At 58.7% G+C, this 22164-nt stretch carries 19 protein-coding genes; 7 read left to right on the forward strand and 12 right to left on the reverse strand.

The genetic code is table 11. The features are described from left to right. Positions 1 to 39: 39 nt before the first annotated feature. From NLM27_RS24745 to NLM27_RS24775, 7 genes are all read right to left on the reverse strand, one after another. Positions 40 to 690 (reverse strand): hypothetical protein, encoded by a 651-nt coding sequence (locus NLM27_RS24745; protein ID WP_254145819.1) that lies wholly within the window; start codon positions 688 to 690, stop codon positions 40 to 42. 207 nt (positions 691 to 897) lie between these two features. Further along, the gene (locus tag NLM27_RS24750; RefSeq protein WP_254145820.1) at positions 898 to 1263 is read right to left on the reverse strand and encodes a hypothetical protein; all 366 of its coding nucleotides are present in this window, start codon (positions 1261 to 1263) and stop codon (positions 898 to 900) included. 38 nt (positions 1264 to 1301) lie between these two features. Continuing rightward, positions 1302 to 2759 carry a hypothetical protein gene (locus NLM27_RS24755; RefSeq protein ID WP_254145821.1) on the reverse strand — a complete coding sequence of 486 codons (1458 nt, stop codon included), beginning with the start codon at positions 2757 to 2759 and terminating at the stop codon, positions 1302 to 1304. A gap of 72 nt (positions 2760 to 2831) precedes the next feature. After that, complete coding sequence (locus NLM27_RS24760) at positions 2832 to 4151, reverse strand: YCF48-related protein (RefSeq protein WP_254145822.1); 1320 nt, start codon at positions 4149 to 4151, stop codon at positions 2832 to 2834. Positions 4152 to 4187: 36 nt separating this feature from the next. Next, positions 4188 to 4655, reverse strand: a complete 468-nt coding sequence (locus NLM27_RS24765) for a Rieske (2Fe-2S) protein (protein ID WP_254145823.1) — start codon at positions 4653 to 4655, stop codon at positions 4188 to 4190. Positions 4656 to 4679: 24 nt separating this feature from the next. After that, positions 4680 to 5903, reverse strand: a complete 1224-nt coding sequence (locus NLM27_RS24770) for a hypothetical protein (RefSeq protein ID WP_254145824.1) — start codon at positions 5901 to 5903, stop codon at positions 4680 to 4682. A 67-nt stretch (positions 5904 to 5970) separates the two neighbouring features. Continuing rightward, a complete protein-coding gene (locus NLM27_RS24775) occupies positions 5971 to 7575 on the reverse strand; it encodes a S8 family serine peptidase (RefSeq protein WP_254145825.1) in 1605 nt (534 codons plus the stop codon). A gap of 1035 nt (positions 7576 to 8610) precedes the next feature. Here NLM27_RS24775 and NLM27_RS24780 point away from each other — a divergent pair. The 6 genes from NLM27_RS24780 (at position 8611) to NLM27_RS24805 (ending at position 16135) form a co-directional block, all read left to right on the forward strand. Further along, positions 8611 to 9165: a transposase gene (locus NLM27_RS24780; protein WP_256570020.1), complete on the forward strand. Its 555-nt coding sequence runs from the start codon at positions 8611 to 8613 to the stop codon at positions 9163 to 9165. 56 nt (positions 9166 to 9221) lie between these two features. Then, a complete protein-coding gene (locus NLM27_RS24785; RefSeq protein ID WP_254145827.1) occupies positions 9222 to 9611 on the forward strand; it encodes a carboxymuconolactone decarboxylase family protein in 390 nt (129 codons plus the stop codon). Positions 9612 to 9754: 143 nt separating this feature from the next. Then, the gene (locus NLM27_RS24790) at positions 9755 to 12070 is read left to right on the forward strand and encodes a hypothetical protein (RefSeq protein WP_254145828.1); all 2316 of its coding nucleotides are present in this window, start codon (positions 9755 to 9757) and stop codon (positions 12068 to 12070) included. 240 nt (positions 12071 to 12310) lie between these two features. Further along, on the forward strand, positions 12311 to 15169 hold the full coding sequence (locus NLM27_RS24795) for a CHAT domain-containing protein (protein ID WP_254145829.1): 2859 nt from the start codon (positions 12311 to 12313) through the stop codon (positions 15167 to 15169). 12 nt (positions 15170 to 15181) lie between these two features. Continuing rightward, complete coding sequence (locus NLM27_RS24800; protein ID WP_254145830.1) at positions 15182 to 15547, forward strand: hypothetical protein; 366 nt, start codon at positions 15182 to 15184, stop codon at positions 15545 to 15547. A gap of 21 nt (positions 15548 to 15568) precedes the next feature. Continuing rightward, on the forward strand, positions 15569 to 16135 hold the full coding sequence (locus NLM27_RS24805; RefSeq protein ID WP_254145831.1) for a hypothetical protein: 567 nt from the start codon (positions 15569 to 15571) through the stop codon (positions 16133 to 16135). Positions 16136 to 16177: 42 nt separating this feature from the next. Here NLM27_RS24805 and dgt read toward each other — a convergent pair whose 3' ends face one another. After that, positions 16178 to 17560 carry a dGTP triphosphohydrolase gene (dgt, locus tag NLM27_RS24810; protein ID WP_254145832.1) on the reverse strand — a complete coding sequence of 461 codons (1383 nt, stop codon included), beginning with the start codon at positions 17558 to 17560 and terminating at the stop codon, positions 16178 to 16180. After that, the gene (locus NLM27_RS24815; RefSeq protein WP_254145833.1) at positions 17538 to 17705 is read right to left on the reverse strand and encodes a hypothetical protein; all 168 of its coding nucleotides are present in this window, start codon (positions 17703 to 17705) and stop codon (positions 17538 to 17540) included. Before NLM27_RS24815 ends, dgt begins: the two co-directional genes overlap by 23 nt. A gap of 402 nt (positions 17706 to 18107) precedes the next feature. On the opposite strand from NLM27_RS24815, the gene NLM27_RS24820 reads away from it, so the two are divergent. Further along, positions 18108 to 19469, forward strand: a complete 1362-nt coding sequence (locus NLM27_RS24820) for a hypothetical protein (protein ID WP_254145834.1) — start codon at positions 18108 to 18110, stop codon at positions 19467 to 19469. 50 nt (positions 19470 to 19519) lie between these two features. Here the strand turns inward: NLM27_RS24820 and NLM27_RS24825 are convergent, their stop codons facing one another. From NLM27_RS24825 to NLM27_RS24835, 3 genes are read right to left on the reverse strand one after another with little or no spacing between them, the layout of a single operon-like run. Further along, a complete protein-coding gene (locus NLM27_RS24825) occupies positions 19520 to 20203 on the reverse strand; it encodes a nitroreductase family protein (RefSeq protein WP_254145835.1) in 684 nt (227 codons plus the stop codon). Further along, positions 20193 to 20786 (reverse strand): 7-cyano-7-deazaguanine synthase, encoded by a 594-nt coding sequence (locus tag NLM27_RS24830; RefSeq protein ID WP_254145836.1) that lies wholly within the window; start codon positions 20784 to 20786, stop codon positions 20193 to 20195. Before NLM27_RS24830 ends, NLM27_RS24825 begins: the two co-directional genes overlap by 11 nt. Then, a complete protein-coding gene (locus tag NLM27_RS24835) occupies positions 20783 to 21991 on the reverse strand; it encodes a PfkB family carbohydrate kinase (protein WP_254145837.1) in 1209 nt (402 codons plus the stop codon). The genes NLM27_RS24830 and NLM27_RS24835 overlap by 4 nt, the downstream gene beginning before the upstream one ends. Positions 21992 to 22164 lie beyond the last annotated feature (173 nt).

The following is a 22164-nucleotide window of genomic DNA, read 5'->3' on the forward strand; positions in this document are numbered from 1 at the left end:
TCGTCCCAAGGCTTTGCCAGATTGGCCAGTTGCTCCTGGTCAGGCGAGAGCACCGTGAGAACCAAACCGCCCTGAAGCTGCACCGTCGGTAATTTCGACGGCGACCGGCGGGGGCTTGAAACCCGAATTGGACGCGATCCCATAGCCGGCGATGAGTGCAGACAAGCGCTCGCCGTCGAGCGCGCCGAAGGTCTCGAACTCCGAGGCCGGTGGGGCATAGTTGAGGTCACCACGATCGTTGAACCAGACCTGCTTGACGAGCGGCCGAAAGGCCGCATCGCCTAGCAACTTTACGGCACCTTCGATGTGATTGCGATCAATATGGGTGATGATGAAGAGCTCGAACATGTCGTTCGCGCGGCCATGCTGGTTGGCATAGGCTTGCACAGCTTCAGCAGTCGACTCACGCCCTGCATCGATCAGCAGGCGATAGGGCCTTTCTGTGTCGCCCCAACAGAGGATTACGCAATCGCCTTCGCAGGCAGCATCTCGAGCTGGAACATCAGCTTGCCTCGGCGTGAGATATTGCGGCTGGGGAAGCGTACAGCTACCTTGGCCTTGAAGCATTCCGAAGAGGAAGAAGTCAGGCGGGATAGTATCGCCATGGTTCACCGCGCCGCGTGACTGTTGCTTTTCCCAGCAACAACGCCAAGTCCTTGTTGACCTGTTGCTGATATCCTTTGTCACCATGAATTGCCCTGGCCAGCTCGACCTCCGTCCGGCCTGGACCGCGCTCAATAAGGTACTGAAGCACATCCATTTTGAGCATGACAACCTCCAGCTAAAGAGGTTTATCAATAATCACGTGATATCCGGCCGCGCTAGTTCACTTACCTGATTTTTTTGTCCTTCGAACGAACTCGCCCGGAGCAGCCCTTCCCGATAAATGTCACCATGTCAGGAAGCCGGTACGGCCCCCCCGCCGTTTGGGCATCCGCGTTTGATCCAGTCTGCGATTTCGTCGATATCGGCCACGTCGAAAAATGCCGCAGCATTTTGCGGCATACGGCCGAACAATGCGCCGGGATCGTCGGCAAAGTCCGGCGGGACGCCTCGCAACGCCTGGATCACAACTGAATTGTCGGGATCGCCAACCACCACTACGCGCCGATGTTTGACCTCGCCGGTGGTGACAAATTCATTGTGATCCATCTGCCGCCACCATCGCCCATGCCCCGAGAGGTCCGGATCGGCCTGGACCTTAACGCAGCAGGCGTCCATGAAGTCCTGAAACTCGCCGTATGTATTAATCTTGCCCGCCATTCTTCGCCCTCCTGTTCAGCACATCACGGCGTTCTATCTCACGGCTCCTGAAGGATCCGGACCAAAGCCTGCACCGATGGATCATCATCCAGTGCAGTTCGCGACGGACTCCTTATAGAGTCCAGGCTCGGCGAGTTCCTGTTCGCATTCGCAGCGCGGATGGAACTGGCCCGGAATGCTGCCGCGGCAATCGCCTGCTGCACAGGATCTGTGGCGTCGAAGCCCATGAAGGCAACGAAATCCCTGCCCAGCGAGTTGGAAACCTCTTGATGGCACTCGATGCAGCTTCTGCCGTTTCTCTGTTGATAGGTCTCCATCGTCGTGTTCGCGAGCGTGGATGAGACACCGGTCGGAAATGGCGTTCCCGCGTTGCCGATGCCGGGCGTGCCCGGCACTCTCGGCCACTGCGTCATGACCAGCATGTAGTTGGCCCAAACGGTCTCCTTGATGTCAGGGAGATTCCAGTAATCCCGATTCATCTGCATCGTTTCCGGCCGGATCGGCTGCGCGCGGATAACCTGCATCTTCAAATTCGGGTCAGGCCGGTTGGTCTCGGAAATCATCCCTGGCGCCGGCATCGGCGCCACTACCTGCGGCGGCAATCCGGAATTGAATGAGTATGGGACAGGCACGGCCTTGGCATCGGGTTCGTCAGTCCTGGGCGGCACATTGTCGACGTGCTCGAAAGAACTCCAGATCCATTGCGGCCGCAACTTCGTCTTGATGACGATATGAAATCCGACCAGCGCAATTTCATGCTCATTGCAGACGACTGTCCCCTGCTGATCCGTCGCAACCGGATCGAACACCATCGCCTTGTTGATGTAGAAGCGGCTGCGAACGGTGCCATCACCAGGATTGAGCACGCGCCAGGCGGCCTTGATCTCTACCGAGCCATCCTTGAACGTTCCCGGCTTCGCCGCCGTCGGCAAATTCTGCTTGATGTACCATTTGTTATTGGGATCCACGATCGACTCAAACTGTTCGCGGCTAAAGCGGACCTCATAACGCGTATACATCTTGCTCTGGTCGATCAGCGGATTAGCCAGCCTCTCCAGCACGAATGATGCCTGATTGTAGTCCGCAAAATGACTGAATGCGCTGAGCGTCTTCGTCTTATTGTCGACCCCGCCGCACGGATTCGCGCCAGCGTAGCTAGTCCAGTCCTTCGGTTCTGGCGCGCCCGGTGCGAAAACTTCGTAGCGCGCCTTGTAGGTCTCCCACACGCGCGGTCCGCTATCACCCGGCTTCCTGGTCTTGTCCGGCATCCCGCGATTTTCAGGCCCCTCAAGTGCAGGCCAATTCAGCGCGATGAACGCCCGCCAACTGAAATTGTCGAAGCGCCGAAACGGGCTCCCGTCAGCATCCGGTACATCGTCGATCCGGTCGGGCAGCACCTTGGGCGTTACATCCGGCACTCCCTGCGCCGATGCGGCGTGAGCACTCATGAGAATTGTGGCAAGGAGAGCTCCAGCAGCAATAAAGCGCGTTTGCATCACGTGTCCCTCCCTAGGGTCATCACTACACAATCGTCCGACACAGGTTACGCCTTCCGCGTAGCATCTCGGCTAGCGCAACGCGAAGACGCCACTCTCTGCATTCCCGTCGACCGTCACTCGATAGATGTAGACGCCATGGCGAACCGCCTGTCCGCGGTCGTCCTTGCGGTCCCATACCATTTCCCGAGACCCTGCTTCGGGCTTCTTTTCATCGATCAGCGTTCGCATCTCCTTGCCGAAGCGATTCCAGATATGGAGCGTTGCGCGCTGGCTCCCGGCGGGTACCTGGAACCTGATCGGCACCTGCTTGTCGTAGGACGGAGTGCTTTCGGTTTCCGCGCGGGCGGCGGCGGCAACGGCAACCGGTGCGACGCCTTCGATCGCGACGTCCGGTGCATATTTGTAAATGGTCCGTCCCGCGGCGTATCCGAGATTGACGGGGTTGCCGAAGAAGCGAAATCGATTGATGAACCTTCCGATCGAATCTGCATTCTGCCAGTTCTGCCCACCATCGCTCGTGACGCTACTCTTGCCCGAGGCAAAATCTTCATCGCCCCATCCCCCGACCCAACCATTCGATGAATCGAGAAAACCAATGCCTTCAATGTTGGCATTACCGGGCACCGAAAACTTCGACCATGTCTTGCCGCCATCCTCGGTCTTGAGAATGAAGGCCTGGGTCATGTTCTCCAGCGAGACGAATCCGAGCTGGTCATTCAGGAACTGAATCTTCCATCCCCAGGTGCCCTCCACAAATTGGGAGCGTATGTCTTTCAGACGATCGACCCACGTCGTCCCCCCGTCCTCGGTAAAGAGGATCACCGGCTTGACGTCATCATATGTGGGATGCGCCTTGTCGGAGAAGCCGCCGACAACCCAGCCGCGCTCCCTGGTCTGGAAGAAGATGTCGATCAAATTGGACGCGTGCGCCGACATGTCGATCGCGGTCCAGCTATTTCCTCCGTCGCTGCTCTTGATGATCGCAGCTCCATCGCTGGGATCGTTGGTCCCCGAACCGTAGATGACTGACTGGTCTACCGCATATAATCCACAGACCTTCTTTGGCGCGGCGGCCGGCAGAGTGACCGGATTCCACTGTTCGCCACCATCCGTGGTGCGATAGAGCCGGAGCTCGGTCGTCAGCGTTCCGACGCACCCCACCTGCTCGCTCGGCCAAGCCATGCAGCGAAGGTAGACCGGCCGATTAGTACCGGGGAGAATGGGTGTCTTGAACTTGGTGTCCCATGTCTGTCCGCCGTTGGTCGTCTTCTGGACGTGTCCCGAGCTGTTGACCGCCCATCCGACAGTGGGGTTGAAAAACCAGACATCGTCGTAACGCTGGCTGGGTGTTGCACCGGTCGGCGTCCATTTCAGTGCCGCTGCTGCCATTGTCAGCCTCCGCTCGTTAAAGTGGATCTGTGCGCGTCAGGCCGTGGCAGCTAGTGCCACGAACACATAGGCATCTTCGCCCACCGTCTCAATCCTGGTTTCAAATTGAGCCAGATTGGCACCGGGCGGCGCCGGCCCCAGCAAGCGCTTGCCACTGGTCAGATCGAATCTGCTGCCATGACACGGACACTGGATGACCGGATAAACCGTAGCCCCCTCCCCAAGCATGCTGAACACAATGGGCCGGTCAGCCGTCGCCCAGTTCGGACTACCCTTGAGGATATTGCAGCCGGCATGCGTGCATCGCCGTGCAATCGAAAAGAACTTTGGCAGTGACGGCGGTTGCTCTCCATCTGGCTTATCCGTCTCTAACCGCGCAAGTATCCGCGGAGTTGCGCCGCTATCCGCCTGACGAACGATGTCAGTTATATCGATTGGTGGATCACCCGGCAGGAAATCGTTGACCTTGATGGTTTGTACAAAACCGGGAATGTTGGTTGTCATCACATTCTCCCTCGGCAGGACGATCTAATTCGAGCAGAGCGGATCCTGAGCCGGGCGAGCCTCGCTTTGATTTGCCCGTCGGGCTCTGGAAAGAGACCAGACAAAGTCGAGTTGCACGAACCTGAGATTGTTGGCCGAGTCGACGAACCACGCCGGATTGGGCATACCCGTCGAACCCTGCCCCCGACATTTGAAGACCGACATGCGTGCCGTCGCGCCGATCGTTGACCGGGCATGGCACGTGATGCATGACGACGTGTTCTGGAAGCCGCCTTCGGGCTGCGAATTCGCAAGCAACGTGATGTTGCCGCGGCTGTCAACGAAATCGACCTGTGTTCCGCGAAGCCGGTAGTTTGCCCATTTGGTGCCTTCGAGACCGATATTGGCCGGCGCCTGTTCGCAATCATGCGGCCCCTGGGGGCAAGCAAAGCGATCCACCGACTTCAGATTCCAGCCGATATTGAATTTGCGCCCGCCCTGGGATTCCGGAATCTTGTTGTCAATATGCTCGAAGGTCGCCCAGAGCCAATTCGGTAAATCCTTTGTCGTGATATGGAGTGCCGTCAGTCCATATATCTTGCCGTTATCGGACTTGACCCAGTGATAACGCGGCTTGTCGGCCTCCGAGATCTCGCGCCATTGCGCTTTCACTTCCTTGGCCGCGAGCGGAAAGGCGATGGTCTGGACCCGGTTCGTAAACAGCTTGATCTGTTCGTCGACGTTGTAGAGCTTCTTCGATCTCACGAATTCGAATGTTGCCTGATTCAATCTCGTCTCGTTGACGGTATCCTCGTTCTCCAACGCCTCTGCGATGTTCTCTTCGAATGCCGGCAACGGCGTGTTCCCCAGTTTCATCGACTCCAGCAGGATTCGTTGCTGCACCGCGCCACGGTCCAGGCCAGCAATAGGTTTGTCGGCGGGCGTTTCCTTGTCGAGCCAGGCGCCAGGGTCAGAACCGTCGATGGGATAAGCCGTGTCGGCTGCACTGTTATGCGCGCTCCGCCAGGTTTCCCAAACGACCGGTCCCGGTGCGGCATCTCCAAACTTCTTGGTTGAATCCGGTGCCCTCTGCTTGACGTTTGCCGGCCAGTTGAGGGCTACGAAAAGCCGCCAGGCGTACCGGTCCGGTTCGGTGATCGCAGCGGCGGTATCTTGAGGTTCCTTCCATGCCTCCTGTGCCATCGAGCTGGCCGAATGCAAGCTCGCGTTGACGGCGATCATCATCGCGAAAGCCCGGAATGCCCACATAGCCTCCTCCTGCGTTACAACTCGCGCCCTCCGGGGCAAACATTTGACCTGCAGACGGCGGATTCGCTTAAGCCTGCAACAAACGGGCCTTCGCCTCGGCAACCGCCGCCTCGGCGTGAACGCATCCGTATCCAAAGAGTCGTGAATGGTCGTCAGCATCGTAGGAACCAGGATCGCCGATCCGACGTGCGGTCTGCTTGAGGATCTCGCGGCACTCCGCCGCGGTCAGTCCTGGATTGGCGCTCAGCACCAACCCGCAGATTCCGGCGACCAGCGGACAGGAGCTCGATGTCTTGCCGAAATGTTCGTTGTAATCACCCGGCACATAGCCCAAGGGACGCGTCGCTCCGATCGAGTCGATGAATTCTCCGGTCACGTCGGCAGTCGTAACACCACGACCGCTGTCACTGCTCGAGGGCGCGCATATCCAGATTTCCTTGCCGGTGTTTGAATAGGAAGCATGTTCATCAAGGCTGTCGGAAGCTCCGACTGCTATGACATCCGGATGGATGGCGAATCCGTTTACGCTGTCGTGGGCCGGATCATTGACGTCACGGCCTTCATTGCCGGCGGCAAAGACGATGATGCTGCCCTTGCCTTCACGCCCCTCGGTGGCAAAACGGCTGATCGCTTTGGCAACCCGCGTCGATAGTGGGTAGTTGGTCGCTCGAGCGCCCCAGCTACAACTGACGATCGATGCACCACGCTCGTGCATATAGTCAAACCATTTCGCGATCTCTATCGGCTCCAGGCTCGACCAGCGCACCGGTATCCAGGAACATCCCGGAGCCGCACCGACGATCTTGCCGGTGCCAGTAGCCCCAATGGCAATCCCCGCACACGCCGTGCCATGCCAGTTTCCCAACTGTGGCGATGTGAGGTTGGGTTCGGGAGCGACGTTGGCCGCATTGCGTGTAAAGTCCCAAGGATGCACCGATCGATCCGCAAGATCGGGATGACTCAAGTCGAAGCCGTCATCGATAATTCCAATCACCACGTCGGGAGAACCGAAGCCTTGAAGCAGACGCCATGCTGCAATCACCCGCGCATCTGCGCCTGCTTTCAGGTCGCTTGCGTCGCCGCCGTTACGACCGGTATTTTCGAGGTACCACTCGTGATCCATCAAAGCATCGTTCGGGACGGCAAAGCCCTTCACCTCACCCTCTGTCGACAGATCGGGCTCGGCGATCCTGATCGAAGGCTCCTGCTGCAAGGCGGCACAGACTTCGACGGCGTCCCGTCGATGATCGTCCACATGAAGCGTCAACCCGCCATCGAATTCCCGTCTCACCAGCTTTAAGTGGTGCCGGGTGATCAGATCGTTCCTCGTCTGCTCATCGGCCATTTTATGAAATTCGAGGTAGACTGTTCCGGTCGGAACGAAAGGCACCATGTCGGGAGAGCTGTGATAGACATTGGTAATTTCCGCGGGACGTGACAGCCTGTCGATCGTACTTTCAAGGCTCTTGGAATCCCTCCGCGTTCCGGCTCCGAGCGTTTTTATGTTTCCAAGGTCGCTACGATTCCGGATTTGATACGAACCGGAGCGAGAAGCGATTTGATTTTCTGCAGCGGGCTGAAACAACGGGCCGGAATGGACAGCTGCGAGGGTACTGCTCTTGCTCAGAGCGAGCGAGCCGCTGCCGTACCGAAGGTTTAAAATATCACTCACGGATCAACCGCCGAATATTTTTGTCAGTAAGATCGGACGCCGTTATCGCTGATCAGCGATCAAATCATTCGGCGTCGCACTGTCCATTCGGAAGCGAAGCAATTCAGTATCAGCGCGCGTAGCGACCAGCTAGCAACGCTCAAAGACTTTCAACGCAGGAGCAAAACAAAGGAGTTAGCCGTCCGGCATACGACTACAATCCTAAATTGTGATTTGGAATTTGTCTAATGATTTTTATCGACGCAGTCGCAAATCGACCGCGACACTTGGGCGCGCGACGGGCGCAACAACAGTCCAACAAAACTCTGGCAGGATCTGAGCGGCCGCGAAACATCGGGAAACAGACCTAACCAGGCAATTCAGGATCAGCAGCCCCAAGCCCGCTATCCGAACCGGGCTGATTGGCGACCAAAGCACAGATCGTTCGAGCCGATAGTGCGTCCAGCTCATTGCCAGCTACGCCTGGTTCCTGTGATCGCAGGCTGGTGTGGAAAAGAAGGGAAGGCGCGATAACGTACCCGGAATGCTCGGTCACGTTTCGCCAGCCGGTTCCTGACGGTGAATATCTTCAGGAATCTCGCGCAAAAAGCCACGGTTCATGTCGAACCGATTTCCGATCTTTTCGAGATAGATCAAGCCCTTGACCAGAATGATCGGCGTTACAGTGGAGAAAAAATGCCGGGATCAGGACGCGAACAGGACAAATGAGAACGTCCGAAAGGGCGGCTGCTCATCGCCATCCGCTGCACTTTTGCGAAGCAAGCCGCTCGCGCAGCGCGCCTCCACAAAGCGCCGTAGCGAGCGAGCGGCTTGCGGGTCCGAGCTGCTGGCCTCGCGCGAACCTCGAAAGCCGAAAATTGGGGCACCTTAACCAGGAGTGTTCATCGTGCCGCGTTCGGCTCGCCTCGTCGCCCCGGGGCACCCCCACCATGTCACCCATCGGGGTGTCGATCGTCAGCTCGTCTTTCACGAGGATCAGGACTACCGGGACTATCTGCGCTTTCTCGGCGAAGAGACCCGCCGGACAGAACCGCGATGTGGGCGTACTGCCTGATGCCCGATCATGTGCACCTGATACTCACCCCCTCCACCGCCGGAGGTCTCAGCCGGTCAGTTGCTGAAGCGGCACGTCGGTTTGCGCGCACCAGCAACCAGCGACCGTCCCGCCAGGGCGCCCTCTGGCAAAGCCGGTTCTCCTCGGTGGCGCTCGACGAGCGGCATTTTCTGAAAGCGGCCCGCTATGTCCTGCTCAACCCGGTGCGCGCGCGGCTGACGAGCAAGGCAGAACTCTGGCCCTGGACCAGCTATCGCGCACATCAGGCCGGCGCCGATGACCTCGTCGACACCGCCCCTCTCGCCCGGCGCATCGGCACACTTGAAGCGTTCATCGCCGTTGGGTTGCACCGCGACGCCTCCGACCAAATCAGGGCAGCCACGCGCGTTGGCCGGCCGCTCGGCGACAAACACCATCGCGCGAGCTCACGGTGTCGCGCTTCCCACGAGGGGCCGCGGACGTCCCGACGGGATGGCAATGCGGCGGAACAGACGAGCTGCTCGGCCAAACGGTCTCGTTTGCGATCCGGAATTTGAATCCTTCCTGTTTTGGCACGGGCTGCGACCGCGTTTGAGGAACGTGACCCCGGCGGATGCGCGATGTAAAACGAGTATCTCATCATGCCCATCGCAGGAGCGCCCCAAGCATGGACTACCAACAGATTGCCGATGACGCGAGGAAAGAGGCGCTCGAGCTCTACAAGGCGGCGCCAGAGGTGATGCGCTCGTTCCAAGGCCTGATGAGTGCCGTTGGCAAGGAAGGCGCATTATCGGTCAAGACGAAGGAGCTGATGGCCCTGGCAATCGCCATCAGCACAAGATGCGAGGGATGCATCGTCTTTCACGTCAACAATGCGATGCGGCACGGCGCGAACCGACAGGAGGTCGTCGAGACGATCACTGTCGCGATCGAAATGGGCGGCGGCCCTTCAACCGTCTACGGCGCGAAGGCGCTTTCAGCATTCGACACGTTCGGAGCCTAGACATCATAGCGCAGACAGAACCGGCTCAGCTCGCGTGATCCGCGCAAGCGACCGCGATTGAAATATCGGATCTCAACGAGGCACTTTACTTTTGGATGCTTTCGACGTTTCATGCAAGCCGCGTGAAGCTCGGAGGTTGACCGATGCGCGCAGGCTTTTTTATTTGTATTTTTCTCGTTGCGATTTCGATATTTGGCAAGTCGGCTTCGGCCCAGAGCTGCGATGGTCTGATGAGGCCGATCGCCATGTTCAGCTGCTTCGACGCTGAAATCGCGGCTCTCAAGGAAGAAGAAAGCAGGCTCTACGCCGCCCAGCTGGAAAGCCTGGCAGGACCAGAACGGTCATCGCTGACGCGTGAGCACAATCGTTGGGCCGGCGGTCTCGAAGCAAAGTGCGCCATTCCGGACATTGGCTTTCTCTTGCCAAAGGACGCGCTGGTGGCGCGATCCTGCCTGTTGGATCAATATCGGGATCGGTTCGCGCAATTGACGACGGTCAAGACCGCCACGTTGAGCCGCCTCAATGATCGTCCACAACAAATGGCAACCGCCAGATCATACTTCACAATCGTGGCGAGCAGCACGACCGAGCCTGAGGCCCGGACCCAATTCGAACGTCTGAGAAGCTCGTTCCCGTTCGAAGCCTTCGCCCTGTATCCCCCAAACACTGATCAGCGCAATTGGACAATTGTGCTGGCGTCCTATGTCAGTCATGTTCGAGCAACTCAGACGGCCGCGCTCGCCCGTGCTATCGCCATCACTTTGACCCCGGCTATCTGGAAAATACCCGACAACGTCGATATCGGCGATTGGAGGCCAATTGCGTCCGGACCGCTAGATGAACCCAACGTGCGGCAACCGGATCGCAAGGTCGCAGGTCCGAACCGGCGCTCACTCGACCAGGTCGCAACCGCAAAGAAGGTGCTGTCCTGCTACAATGAGCGTGCTACGAATAACGAGACCGTCACTGTCGAGCAGATGTTTTACTGCTCCGGCGTGTGGCTCACTCCCAAAGCGTTGTTGCGCTGTGCACTCGGTCAGCAGTGCCCCGCCTACCCCGACACTGTCAGCGGACGAGCGGCGCTGGATTCTGCTCTTGTTGCCCGAGGTCTGAACCGAACCAGCGCCCTGATGCTGTCGGAAGTCGATATTCCCGCAATGCCGGCTAAAGCCGACATCGAGCGATGCAACGCCGCCGCCAGTTCTCAAGGCGCCTTTACTGATTGCGTCATGCCGACGATTGGTGCCGATAAGAAACCGCTGATCGATTGTTTCAGCAAAAAGACCGAGGGCGAACGGCTGCTCTGCTTTACCGACAAGGTCAACGATCCCAATCTCGCGCTCCAAGTCGGTTGCGCCATCCGGGGAACGCCGTCGGCCGAGAGCGTCCTGGCCTGCAACCCCAGCGCCGAGATTAAGGCCAAGGCGGACAAGATCCGCGACTGCGTCAAGCAGGCCGGCGGTTATGCGACCGCGGCAGGTTGCGTCACGGCAGATCTGCCCGACGCTCAGAAGAAATTAGCCGAGTGCCTGACAAAGACCAACTCCGCAACCGGCTCCGCTGACTGCCTGGGCAACCTTTCCCCCGATTACGCAAAAGCCAAGCAGCTGTTCGATTGCATGAGCTCAGGTGGCAAGGGGACCTGGACCAATTGCGCTGCAACAGCCGCCGGCGGCGACGCCGCACGAGCTGCCAATTGCGTTGGCGATGGCAGCAAATCGTCCACCGACGTCGCACTTTGCCTGCTCGGCGACAAGCCTGAGGTACGAACCGCCCAGCACGTGCGGACCTGCATCTCCTCCGGCCGGAGCGCTAGTTCGCTCATTGCAAATTGTGCCGACGGCATTCTAGACGCCAAGACAAGCCAGGTTCTTTCCTGCGTCTCCAACGCCAACGGCGATAAGGCTCAGTTGGCAGGCTGTGCCGCAGGCGCGGTACTTCCACCAGACGCCGCCCGGGTCGTCAGTTGCGCCACGACCAGTTCCGGGGCTACGTCATTCGCTCTTTGCGCCGCAGGTCCCGCGATGAATGAGGAATGGCGGATCGCAGCCGAATGTGCCGTCGAGACTGGTGGAAATCCTATCGGCTTTGCCGGCTGCACAGCCACTCAACTCACCATCAACGAACTGACCAAATGCTTCAAAGGCAGCATCGGCACCAGTTGCTTCGGCCAGAACAATACGATCGTCCTAACTCTGACGAACGCATTCAACGATCTTACGAAAGGCCCGGGACCCAACAACGAGATCGTGAAGGCCATCCGCGCCGTCGGCGAGATCACCGGCGGGCCCAACTCCGTGATCAACAATCCGCGTCAATTGCTCGGCGGCTCGAGCAGTATGATCAATAATCCCAGCCAGATCTGGGGCGGCGACAACTCCGTCTTCAATCAGATCGCGGGAGGCAGCAACTCGGAATTCCGCAAGGTTCTTGGCGCTTTTGATCCGAGCAGTTGGTGATGACGACGAAGCCTAACGTCGGCGAGCAAGAAATGACTGCTATCTGCGAAATTGTTCCTGAGCGCATTCAGGCCTTATGTTGGCGTTAGAGAGAGCCTGCACATGCGCTTTTTATGCGTCGCGGTCACATTGCTTCTCACCACCACCTTTGCGGTGAGCCACGCCAAAGACTCCCCCAAGTCACACACGCCAAAAGTGAGCTCCAGGTGCAGCAACAGCTCTCTGAGGGAGATCCTGGCCTTGGCGGCCCCGCCCCCTGTCGGATTGGAGCAGATGCTGGAATGTCTCGGGCGGAAGGCCGACCGCCTGTTGGCCGCTCAAGCTGCATACCAGATCGCGTTGAGTTTTGCCGGAGCCAATGGTGGCCGGCCTGCTGACTTCCGCACAGCTGCGCGTTGGGCGCGCAAATCCGCAGAGTATTTGAAGACCGCGAACGAGCCGAAGCTCAGGAACGGCACGGCTTTAGCCGCTATCCGCCTGGACTATTATGGTGCTTCGACAACTGCCGAGCTTCGACAAGTCACCCGATCGCTTGGGCAGTATTACACTACTAATTGCGCAGTCCCACCTCTTGACGAGCATTGCGCCGAGAGCCTTAAGCTTTTGGGTGAGGTCGAGAGGGATCTGTCGAGCCGCGGACTTCCACGTGCGCAGGCCTCCATCGATGCATTCCGGCGATATCTCAGCACAGATGCCGGTAAGGTGCATGGCCCCGACCGCGCCAGCGCTCTACTCGACAAGGGCACCTTGATTGCTCAAGCCCCGGAAGGTGCCTTACCTCCGGATCAGGCCGACGAAGCTGAAACCGCGCTGCGCGAGGCAGCCGAAGTCTTTCGCGGCGACCGCCAGCAATTAGCACAACTCAATCTCGCCGCGTTTCTCGGAACCCATAGATCCGACCGAACGAACTCGTTGGACGAAGCCGAGACTCTTCTCCGTGGCCTTCTCGCGCAGAAGCTTGGCCCAATCTACGCTTTCAACGTCCAGCGTAATCTGGGAAGTATTCTGTTCAAGAAACAGACGGGAAATCACCAGACGAACCTCTCAGAGGCCATTACGGTCCTCGACGCTGCATATTCAAGCGTTTCGCCGCGCAACAAGACCACTTGGATCAAGACCGGGATCAGTCTGGCACTGACGCTAGAGGCATCCGGAATTGGTGTCCCCGCCAATCTGGAACGAGCCAAGAAGCTGCTCGAGGAGCTGCTGGCCGCGGCGGATTCCACCGGCGTGGCAGCTGAGATTCTCGAAACACTGGTAAGCGTTCGGCTACACCGTCTGGCGTTCGGGAAGGATGAAGACCTCGACGCTATCGGGGCCCAACTGACACGCGCTCAGAACGCTTCCGCTGGCGCGCCGCCCCTAACAAGAGCCCGACTGTTCGCACTCTCCTCCGATTATTTCAGCGTCAGGGCGAAGGATGGCGATCCTGCCGCTTTGGACAAGTCGATCCAGGATCTGCGTCAAGCGATCGAGTTGACGGACCGGCGGCTAGCACCCCGCTTATGGGCCACATTTCAAAACAATCTCGGCAATCGCTGCAACGACCGCAAGCGGCCCGAACTGGGCAGCTGCGCAGAACAGGCTTACTCTCAAGCTCTCACTGAACGCACCGCTGCCAAGATGCCCCGCGAGCATGCCGATACGCTCGTCAACCTAGCCAATCTGCAGTTCAGTCAGAGGAATTGGCCGGGCGCCTCCGATCTTTACGGGCAGGCCGCGGAGCTAAGCCGCACATCCTTCGACCCAACGCTGGGACAGGACGTGCTTCGGTTCGATGCTGCAAGATCAGATCGCTGGTTCGAACGCGCCGCCTACGCTCTGGCACGCACCGGTAAGATATTGGATGCAATCATACTCGCCGATGAAGGCCGGTTGCGCTTCCTTAAGCAACGGCTGAGCTCGCTACCTGATCCCAAGCCCGGCGAACTGAGGGAAGTGAGTTTCGAAAAGCGCCTGACCGGGCGGACCATCGTGCTCATGCCGATCGTGACAACGGCTGGCTGCGTCGTATTCGCCGCCGCGTTGAAAGATGGTCAGCTCGTGCTCCAGCAGGTATTTCTCGACGAGTTTGATGGCGATCGAGTCGCCCACTTCCTGGAGGATCGCTGGCTCCAGACTTACCGCAGCATCTTCGAAGCCGAACAGCCTGACTCTGCCGGTGACCGCTGGAACGCAACGATCAACGAGGCCGGTGACTGGCTAGGAGCGAGCTTCTTTGACCCGCTTCTTCGCACACTTGAGGGCGAGGGCTTATGGCCGCGCGATGACGTGATTCTCGTCGTGCAAGGCGAACTGGCGCTTCTGCCCCTTCATGTGGGGAAGGAGCCATCGGGAAAGCGCCTCATGAACGCCGCCAGCGTATTGTACTTGCCGAGCCTGGTGCTCTGGCAGCCACGAACCGCCGAGGCGAGCACTCCTCCGAAGCTCTACTCGATTGCGGACCCGTCCGATGACTCCGGACTGCCTTACGCGCCCACCGAAGCTCAGGTGTCGGCCGTTCTAGGCGGCGTGACGCTTGCAGGTCCGGTCGACAAGGGCCAATTCCTCCAGGCCCTCGAACAGGCCGACATACTGCACTTTGTTGGGCACGCTCGTTTCGACGCCGACGCCCCGGAACGGTCGAGCATACGTCTCAGCAGCAAGGATCGTCTTGAGGTGCGTGACATCGAAACGGCCCAAATCCGCAAATCTCCCGATCTGATCGTATTGTCCGCATGCGAGACCGGCCGCGTCGAGACGGCCACGATGGCAAATGAATTCGTCGGACTGCCCGCGGCTTTCATGAGCATTGGGGCGAAAGGAGCTGTATCCTCTCTCTGGCCGGCGAGCGACGGGCCAACTCTGTTTCTGATGACACGGCTGATGCGTGAGCTGTATTCAGGCAAGCTTCCTTCACGCGCGCTCCAAGATGCCCAGGTGTGGCTGTCCAACAGTACCGGCTCGCAACTCGCCGACGTGTTGCGCACACTTGGGCCCGCCCCAGGCAGCGATGCGGCCAAATTGGAGCAGATCCTTCGAATTCGCTTCCGGGATAGCCGCCCCTATGCTGAGCCTTGGGCATGGGCGGGATTCGTATATACCGGCTTCAAACCTTAGAGGATGCCATCCATGCGGCGATTCTGCTTCTGCTTCACGATCACTCTCCTGGCGCTTTGCGGTTTCGTCCGACCCGCGCCTGCACAACAGACGACCGTCTCAAAAGCCGAGGCCAGATGCATCGCCGACAATGTCGACACCTTCCTGGATGATCTGAGTGACCCAGTCATGATCTACCTAGACATTTGCCTCCCCTCAGACCGATTGAAAGGCCAGGTGGCCGGCACCGTTCGAGCGGACTTGCCGAGCATCGGCAAGCCCAAGACAGACGGAAAGGCCACGAAAAGCATCTCGTTGTCTAAGGCCGCGCTACGCTGCCTGAAATCTGCCGCAGCCGCTCCCGGATTCCCGGACGCGGACTCTTACGTCCTCGCATGAAATGCAACTGATGAGCGGCCAATGAAGGTCATCCTGGACAGACTTGAAGCTATCTCGAAGATTTTGCTCATCCTCGGCACATTGGCTGGCGGGCTCTGGGCCGTCCGCGAATATTTCGACAAGCAACACGACGCGCGCGTTGCCGAAACACTGGGTTATGTACGCAGATTCTCGACTGATCCGCTTCAGGCGGCGCAGACCCATATCGGGATGGCGTGGTACTCGGTCAAGGACGTCCTTCGGACCTTGGAAGAGACGCCAGTCGCGTCACCGGAGGAGTTCGCGAACCGAAAGCGCCAGCTCGTCATGTCGGTGGTCGACAAATCGGTCATTCCGCTGTCATCGTCCGTCACCCAGAGGGGCTTGGTTCCCGATCTCGATCTCCTGGTGGGATTCTTTGCCGAGCTCCAGGTCTGCCTCGATGCGCAATTATGCGATGCGCATGTGGCGAAGAAGTACTTTCAGCCGTACGCGACACGTCTTTACTGCGTGCATGAGCCTTTCATTGTCTGGAAAAGCAAAGCCTACTCCCAAGGCTATGGCGACGAGCTGAAGAAGCTCGCGCTACCGGGCGCTAGTCATTGCTAGCGCGCACTTTGGTTGAGACCTCGGCCTACAGTTTGCAGAAAATCAGACTGGCTTGAACATGCTGTGACCGGCGTTCGAATGCAGTCGATCGAAAAACTCGGTCGCGTAACGATCGGTCATGCCGGCAACAAAATCACAAATGATGCGGAGCTGCTCTGGCCTGCTCGAGGCATTCGCATGATTTTCGCGCACATCGTCAGGCATCATCAGATAGCCCCTCTTGCTGGCGAGCGCCTTAAAAATGCTCTTCACGACCTCGTATCCGCGAAACTCGGGCAACTTGACACGCGAAGAGTAAATCGTGCTTTCGAAGGTGTATTGCTTCAAGACTTCGACCCGTAAGCGCGCCTCATCGTTGAGGTAGGCTGTGCTCAACATCGGATATTTAGGATCGGGCTCGACTTCGACCGAGTTTAGGGCTTTGTGAACCAATTCGGACGACAGCTTGGTGCGAAGGTAGCCGGAGTCGCTCAAGGCTTGCGAAGTCCGAAACGTCTGCACGAATGGGATTAGGAACGGTTCATTTGAGTTGGCTGAAGCCGGAACCATATCGGCGAAAATATCACTGAAGATGTCAAGGACGTCATCCGCAGAAACCTTGCGGCCGAGCTCCTCCGACGTCTTCTTCGCAACCTTTACCAGCAAACCGTCCTTTGACGCGAGAATCGACGCAGGGCTGAGGAAACCGGCCTTCAGTGAGTCTTCGAGATCGTACGTCGAATATGCAATATCATCCGCGACGTCCATGATCGAACATTCGATTGTCTTGAACTTTCCTCGAGGAGGTCGCCCCGTCGTGTGCAACTTAATGTTACGAACAACATCCGCTTCCGATTGGTAGTACCCTTTTACAAACTTGCTTCCTTGCGTTCGGCGTGCGGGAATGACGCGATCGTACTTCAAAACGGCCGCCATCAGGCGGTAGGTCAGATTCAATCCCGCGCGGTCATCTCCCCTGGAATCTTCGGCTCTGAGGATCTTTTTCTCGAGTCTCGATATTATGCGCAGCGTCTGCGCATTTCCCTCAAAGCCTCCAGCCCCGCGCATCAGATCGTCGAGCGCGCGCTCACCGTTGTGACCAAACGGGGGATGACCGATGTCGTGGAGAAGCGCCGCCGCTTCGCACAAACGAAGATCAAGAGGGAAGTCGCGAAAGTAAGGGTCGACGTGGTTCAGCCGCTCGGCGATGCCGCTGGCGATCTGTGCTACTTCAAGCGAGTGCGTGAGGCGATTTCGGAAAAAATCAGACTCATGGCCCGGGAAGACCTGCGTCTTCCCCTGCAGTCGTCTAAAGCTCGCGCTGTGGATAATCCTGCCGTAGTCACGTCCTACCGGAAGGCGCCACGGGTCGGGGGAGCTCCTCTCAACGACTTCACGCTTCCAGTCGTTGGCAGAGTAAAGGCTAGGCTTTTTTCTTGCGACCAAGCTTCACCCGCTTCGTATTTTGCGAAGCAGCCACGGTACCCGCTGTCTTTACGGAAGCGCCCTTCTTCAGCAGCACCCGCCTCAGGATGGTGACTTCCTTTTCAGCCAGATCTCTTGCCTCGAGTACAGCAGCGTAGGCGGTCATGATTCGGTCCCTCTTTGTGTGACATTACGCTAGACCGCAGCAGAAGGTCCACTCAGTTTGGCCCGGCACGCTTAATATTCCGCTATTTGGCAGGCCCACGAGATCAATTCTGCCAACTGATCCGAGCGTCGGCCAGAGGCATGCTGGCCCAAAGTGGAACGCCTGGACCGACTGACCGAACCGTCTGCCGTCCACATATTTTGGCGTCCTGAAGGCTTGCCCTGACGGCTGGCTAGCGGCACTAAAAGTGGGAAAATGCCGCTGCTGGAGTTCCTAGGAGATCCGGCAGCTTGAGGCCAGCTCGGCTGGCAGGTGACAGGCAGTAGCGCTCCGCGGAAGCAGCTGGACCGGGCTCCATACCGCTGGTCCGCCCCAAAGGCTTCCCGTACAAGGACCCGGTTGATGCTGTTCAGGAAAGACAAGTCTCTCGACGAGCTTGCCCGGGTCGGAAACGTCGCGCAGTTCATAAGTTACTCCCCGAGCGCGGCTGAGCCCCAGCAGGAGTTCAGCTGCGTTGCCGGCTTCGATGCCAACCACACATTCGCTAGTCTCGAGGAAAGCTTACGCTCCCTTCTCGAGCGCTGCCCGGAAGGAACCATCAATCTACGGAGCTTCACGCCAGATAGCCCGCGAAGCCGCGACTTTCGTTACGGACTGTCAGACCTCGCCCAGATAGAAGCGCTGGTGCGGAAGATGTCCGCTGAAGGCCTCTACATCATTGCCAATGAAACCGTCGACGTCTCGGACGGCGGCGTCTCGGGCGTGATCCAGGGGGGCGTCATCGAATTTTCCCCCGACGACACACCTCGTTGCGTTGAGAAAGGCGGCACCGCTTCCCTGCCTCTGGATTGGGGACTTTCGCTGCTCGAGACGGTTTACGGTTTTCCGGTCGCAACGGTTGACGCCGGTCGCGGAAGACTGGAGTTCAGCATTCATCCAAAACCGCGGGGCTGGCGCCGCGGCCATACGCTGATGTGGGAGTATGAGGCGTCAGACAGCGCGCCGGCGATGGCGGCGCTGAAATGGCCCAATCGGTTCAGCCGGCTTATCGGTGACAAGACATTCGGCCTGCTTATCGCCAATCTCATCGGACTGCCCGTTCCGCGAACAACGTGCATCTCTCGACGCATTGCGCCATTCGCTTTCGGGCAACCGACGCCAGCGAACGAGGTGTGGATCCGCACCTGCCCGCGCGAGCAAGAACCTGGCAAGTTCACCACGGCGAAAGGCTGGCTCGATCCGTTCCGCCTTCTGGCCGAGGAGGATCCAACGGGTGAAGCGATTTCGGCCGTCCTCTGCCAACAAGCCGTACCCGCCGCGTTTGCCGGGGCGGCAATCATGGATGCTGACCAACAGATCGTCATCGAGGGAACGCCTGGTGAAGGCGATAGGTTCATGGTGGGCGAACGCCTGCCGGAACGTTTGCCGGACGCCGTGCTTCGCGACATCCAAGAGACATACCGCTTCACGCAAGCGAAGTTGGGGCCGGTGAGGTTTGAGTGGGTGCATGACGGCTCGCGGGTCTGGATCGTGCAATTGCACAAAGGCGCGACCGACAGCTCAGCTTCCACGCTAGTGCCTGGCGATGCGGATCAATGGGAAGTCTTCGACGTATCCAACGGGCTGGAAGAACTCCGCCGACTGCTCGGGCAACTCCCGGCACATATCGGCCTACACATCCGAGGGGACGTTGGATTGACGAGCCACGTCGCCGACCTCTTGAGGAAAGCTCGAAGGCCTGCGCGCCTGCAATCGAGCGGCTAGCACGAGAACGGCGTGGCCGAGCTCCAGACCGCTCCGTAACGGCTAACTTGTCAGCCTTTTGCGTCTCTCGGGCGCGATACCTGGACACCTCCGACCGCCTGGAAACGATCCTGGGGTAGGCCGAGCAGTGGCAACATCGCACTTCCGAGAAATCCTAGAGGGCACGCCGCAAGGCCGAGCCATTCGGCACACAGACAGATGGTTGCCAGGACTGCGCCCGCGTCGCGAAACACGAGAGAATCAAAGTTCTCGTAAGCAGCCGAAATTTTCGAGCAATCGCTGACCAAGCGTAGCGTGCATCCGCTTTGCAGGCCCGTGACTGACAAAACGGATTGACGATTCTCCGCTTGCACGAGCTCATTGTCGGCTCGCAAAGTCAGAAAGACATGATGGACGGGATCATACAGTCTTGGTGCTGAACCATCATCGGCGATGCAAACGACGTTGACTGACTGAAGCCCTCCAGATGAAGGGCTCGTAGCCCAGGCAATCGGCAAGCCGGCGCGTCCGCCTGAGGCGTAGCCTTTCCAGCCAACTGCCCACCACAGCAATTCAGCGACGGAATTCAAATCAACTGGATTGCCAACGGCCGAGCGTCGCTTTGCGATCACATCTGCAAAGCTCCGCGATGGTGAAGAATCGGGACGCGTCAGCACCTCCGAGGTAACAACCTCGAAATCGTAGGGTGACCACACCAACGGCACGTTGCGTGGCTTTGGTTCGTCAGTGCGCATCCCAACCGAGCGCCTTCCAGGTCTCGTAATGCTTAACGCAACCGCGACACCGCCCACACGCCAGTTCGCCGGTATGGCAGGAGTGCGCCCACGCCAAGATTTGTTTGTCTATGCCAGACGCGACGACCAGCTCGGACGCGGAAAGTGCGATTGCCGGCGCACTCACAATCAGGCCGCCCTCTTGCATTGACATCAGATCGGAAATTTTCTCAACAAAAGCTGGAAGACCGTCGGCATGCTGACCGTCAGTTCTCAACGTGCCAATCAGCAACTCGGTGACGCCAAGACGCAATGCCGCAGCACCAGCAAGCGTAAGGATCAACTGGTTTCGAAAGGGCCACCATTCCGAGACCGGAGCGTGAGGACTGGGAGCCGTGCCGGCCATATCGCCAGATCCGAGTGCGCTGCAATCAGCCTTCACTTGCTCGTAGCGAATATTCATCGCGCGACACGCCGCAAAGCCCGCATCACGCTCCGCTGGCGCTGGTTTCTGCCCATAATCGACAAAAATAGCGATCTCCGGCCGCTTCCACCAAGCGATACAGATGGAGTCCATACCTCCAGACATCAGAACGGCCCTCATGCCTTCGGCAGCCTCCAAATCGTACGATACAACGCCGAAACAAATTCATCGACCACTTCGCAGTCCGTCCCCTCGATCATCTTGAGACTTTCACTGCTGACGTTCTGGGCAAAACAAACGACCGGGATTCCCTTCTTCACGGCGTAGCCAACCTCGAAGATCGTCCCCGCATCAAGCCCATTCAAGATCGCAAATACCGCGTCTGAGCGTTCAAGCCCGGCGATGTCCGCCGGTCCGACAATCGACGCCGGCCCAGGGCCAATTTCGTGAAGCGGCGAAAAAACAGAAGCGCCCAAAGCACGCAGTTGATCGCGCGATTCCTCGACAAGCCACCTCTGAGCAAGATCGAAGAACGGCCCCGCGAGGTAGACCGTGCCTTTCGTTAGCACAACGGGCTCGTACGTCAGAGCCTGCAAATCGGCGATGGCTGGAACTGGCAGCGTTCGCGTATCGCAGTAAAGGGCAACTGCGCGCGAGGCGAGATCGGCCGCGTGCGGCGCATCCATGCCGTGACACCCCCACAACGCCGCAAAGGTCGCGGAAAAAACATCGCCAGATCCGATCTTCCAAACGTATGTCGAGCGGTAGGCTGGAATTACGGATGCCCCACTGCGCGTGGTCACCGTTGCTCCGCTGCTTCCCATCTTGACGATGACGACCTCTGCCGAGCCGCTGGTGATAAGACTGTTTGCCGCGTGGGCCGGGTCGGCGTGACCGGTGACATGCTCTGCCTCCTGACGATTCATCACGACCGCGAGGCGACGAGCGCGCGATCCATTCGCATCGAACGACGGCGCTCCGAATGCGGATTGGGGATCGTAGACGGCAATGTCGGCGTCAACGACCGCATCGCCCTCAAGCATGCCGAACCGCAGAACGACGTCACCCTTCACTGGTATTGCCGCATGCGTCTTCATTCGTTCGAGCGAAGGTCGAATGATCGGAACCGACAGGGGATGAAGGTAGCTGAAACTTACGCCATGCGCCGCAGGAGACGATACCAACGTGGCGCCGCAATCTTCGGCCAGATGCTCTGCCTGCGGCTTGTTTGCAGGTTCTACGTACGAGTGCAGGGTTATGTGGCCTGGGATCAGGTTGCGCGCGGCATGCGCCGCTCTGCCGGCAGAGCCGTAGACGGCATCCCATAGCGGCTGAATGCATCGTTCGAGATAGATGCCGCCAACGATCGTAAGATCCCGCGTCATACCGGATCGACTTGGACCTCGTAGGATCCACCCGTAATGTTGGTGATGGTCGCTTTATACGTAAAATTGCGGTTCTCGATGCAATCGATCAGCTCGAGATAGCCAACGAACGTCAGTGAACCGGCGGGGCTACCGGCGGCGTCAACGACTGTCAGGATTGGCGAAGGACCGAG

Source organism: Bradyrhizobium sp. CCGB12 (assembly GCF_024199845.1).
In the GTDB taxonomy this organism is placed as follows: Bacteria; Pseudomonadota; Alphaproteobacteria; order Rhizobiales; family Xanthobacteraceae; genus Bradyrhizobium.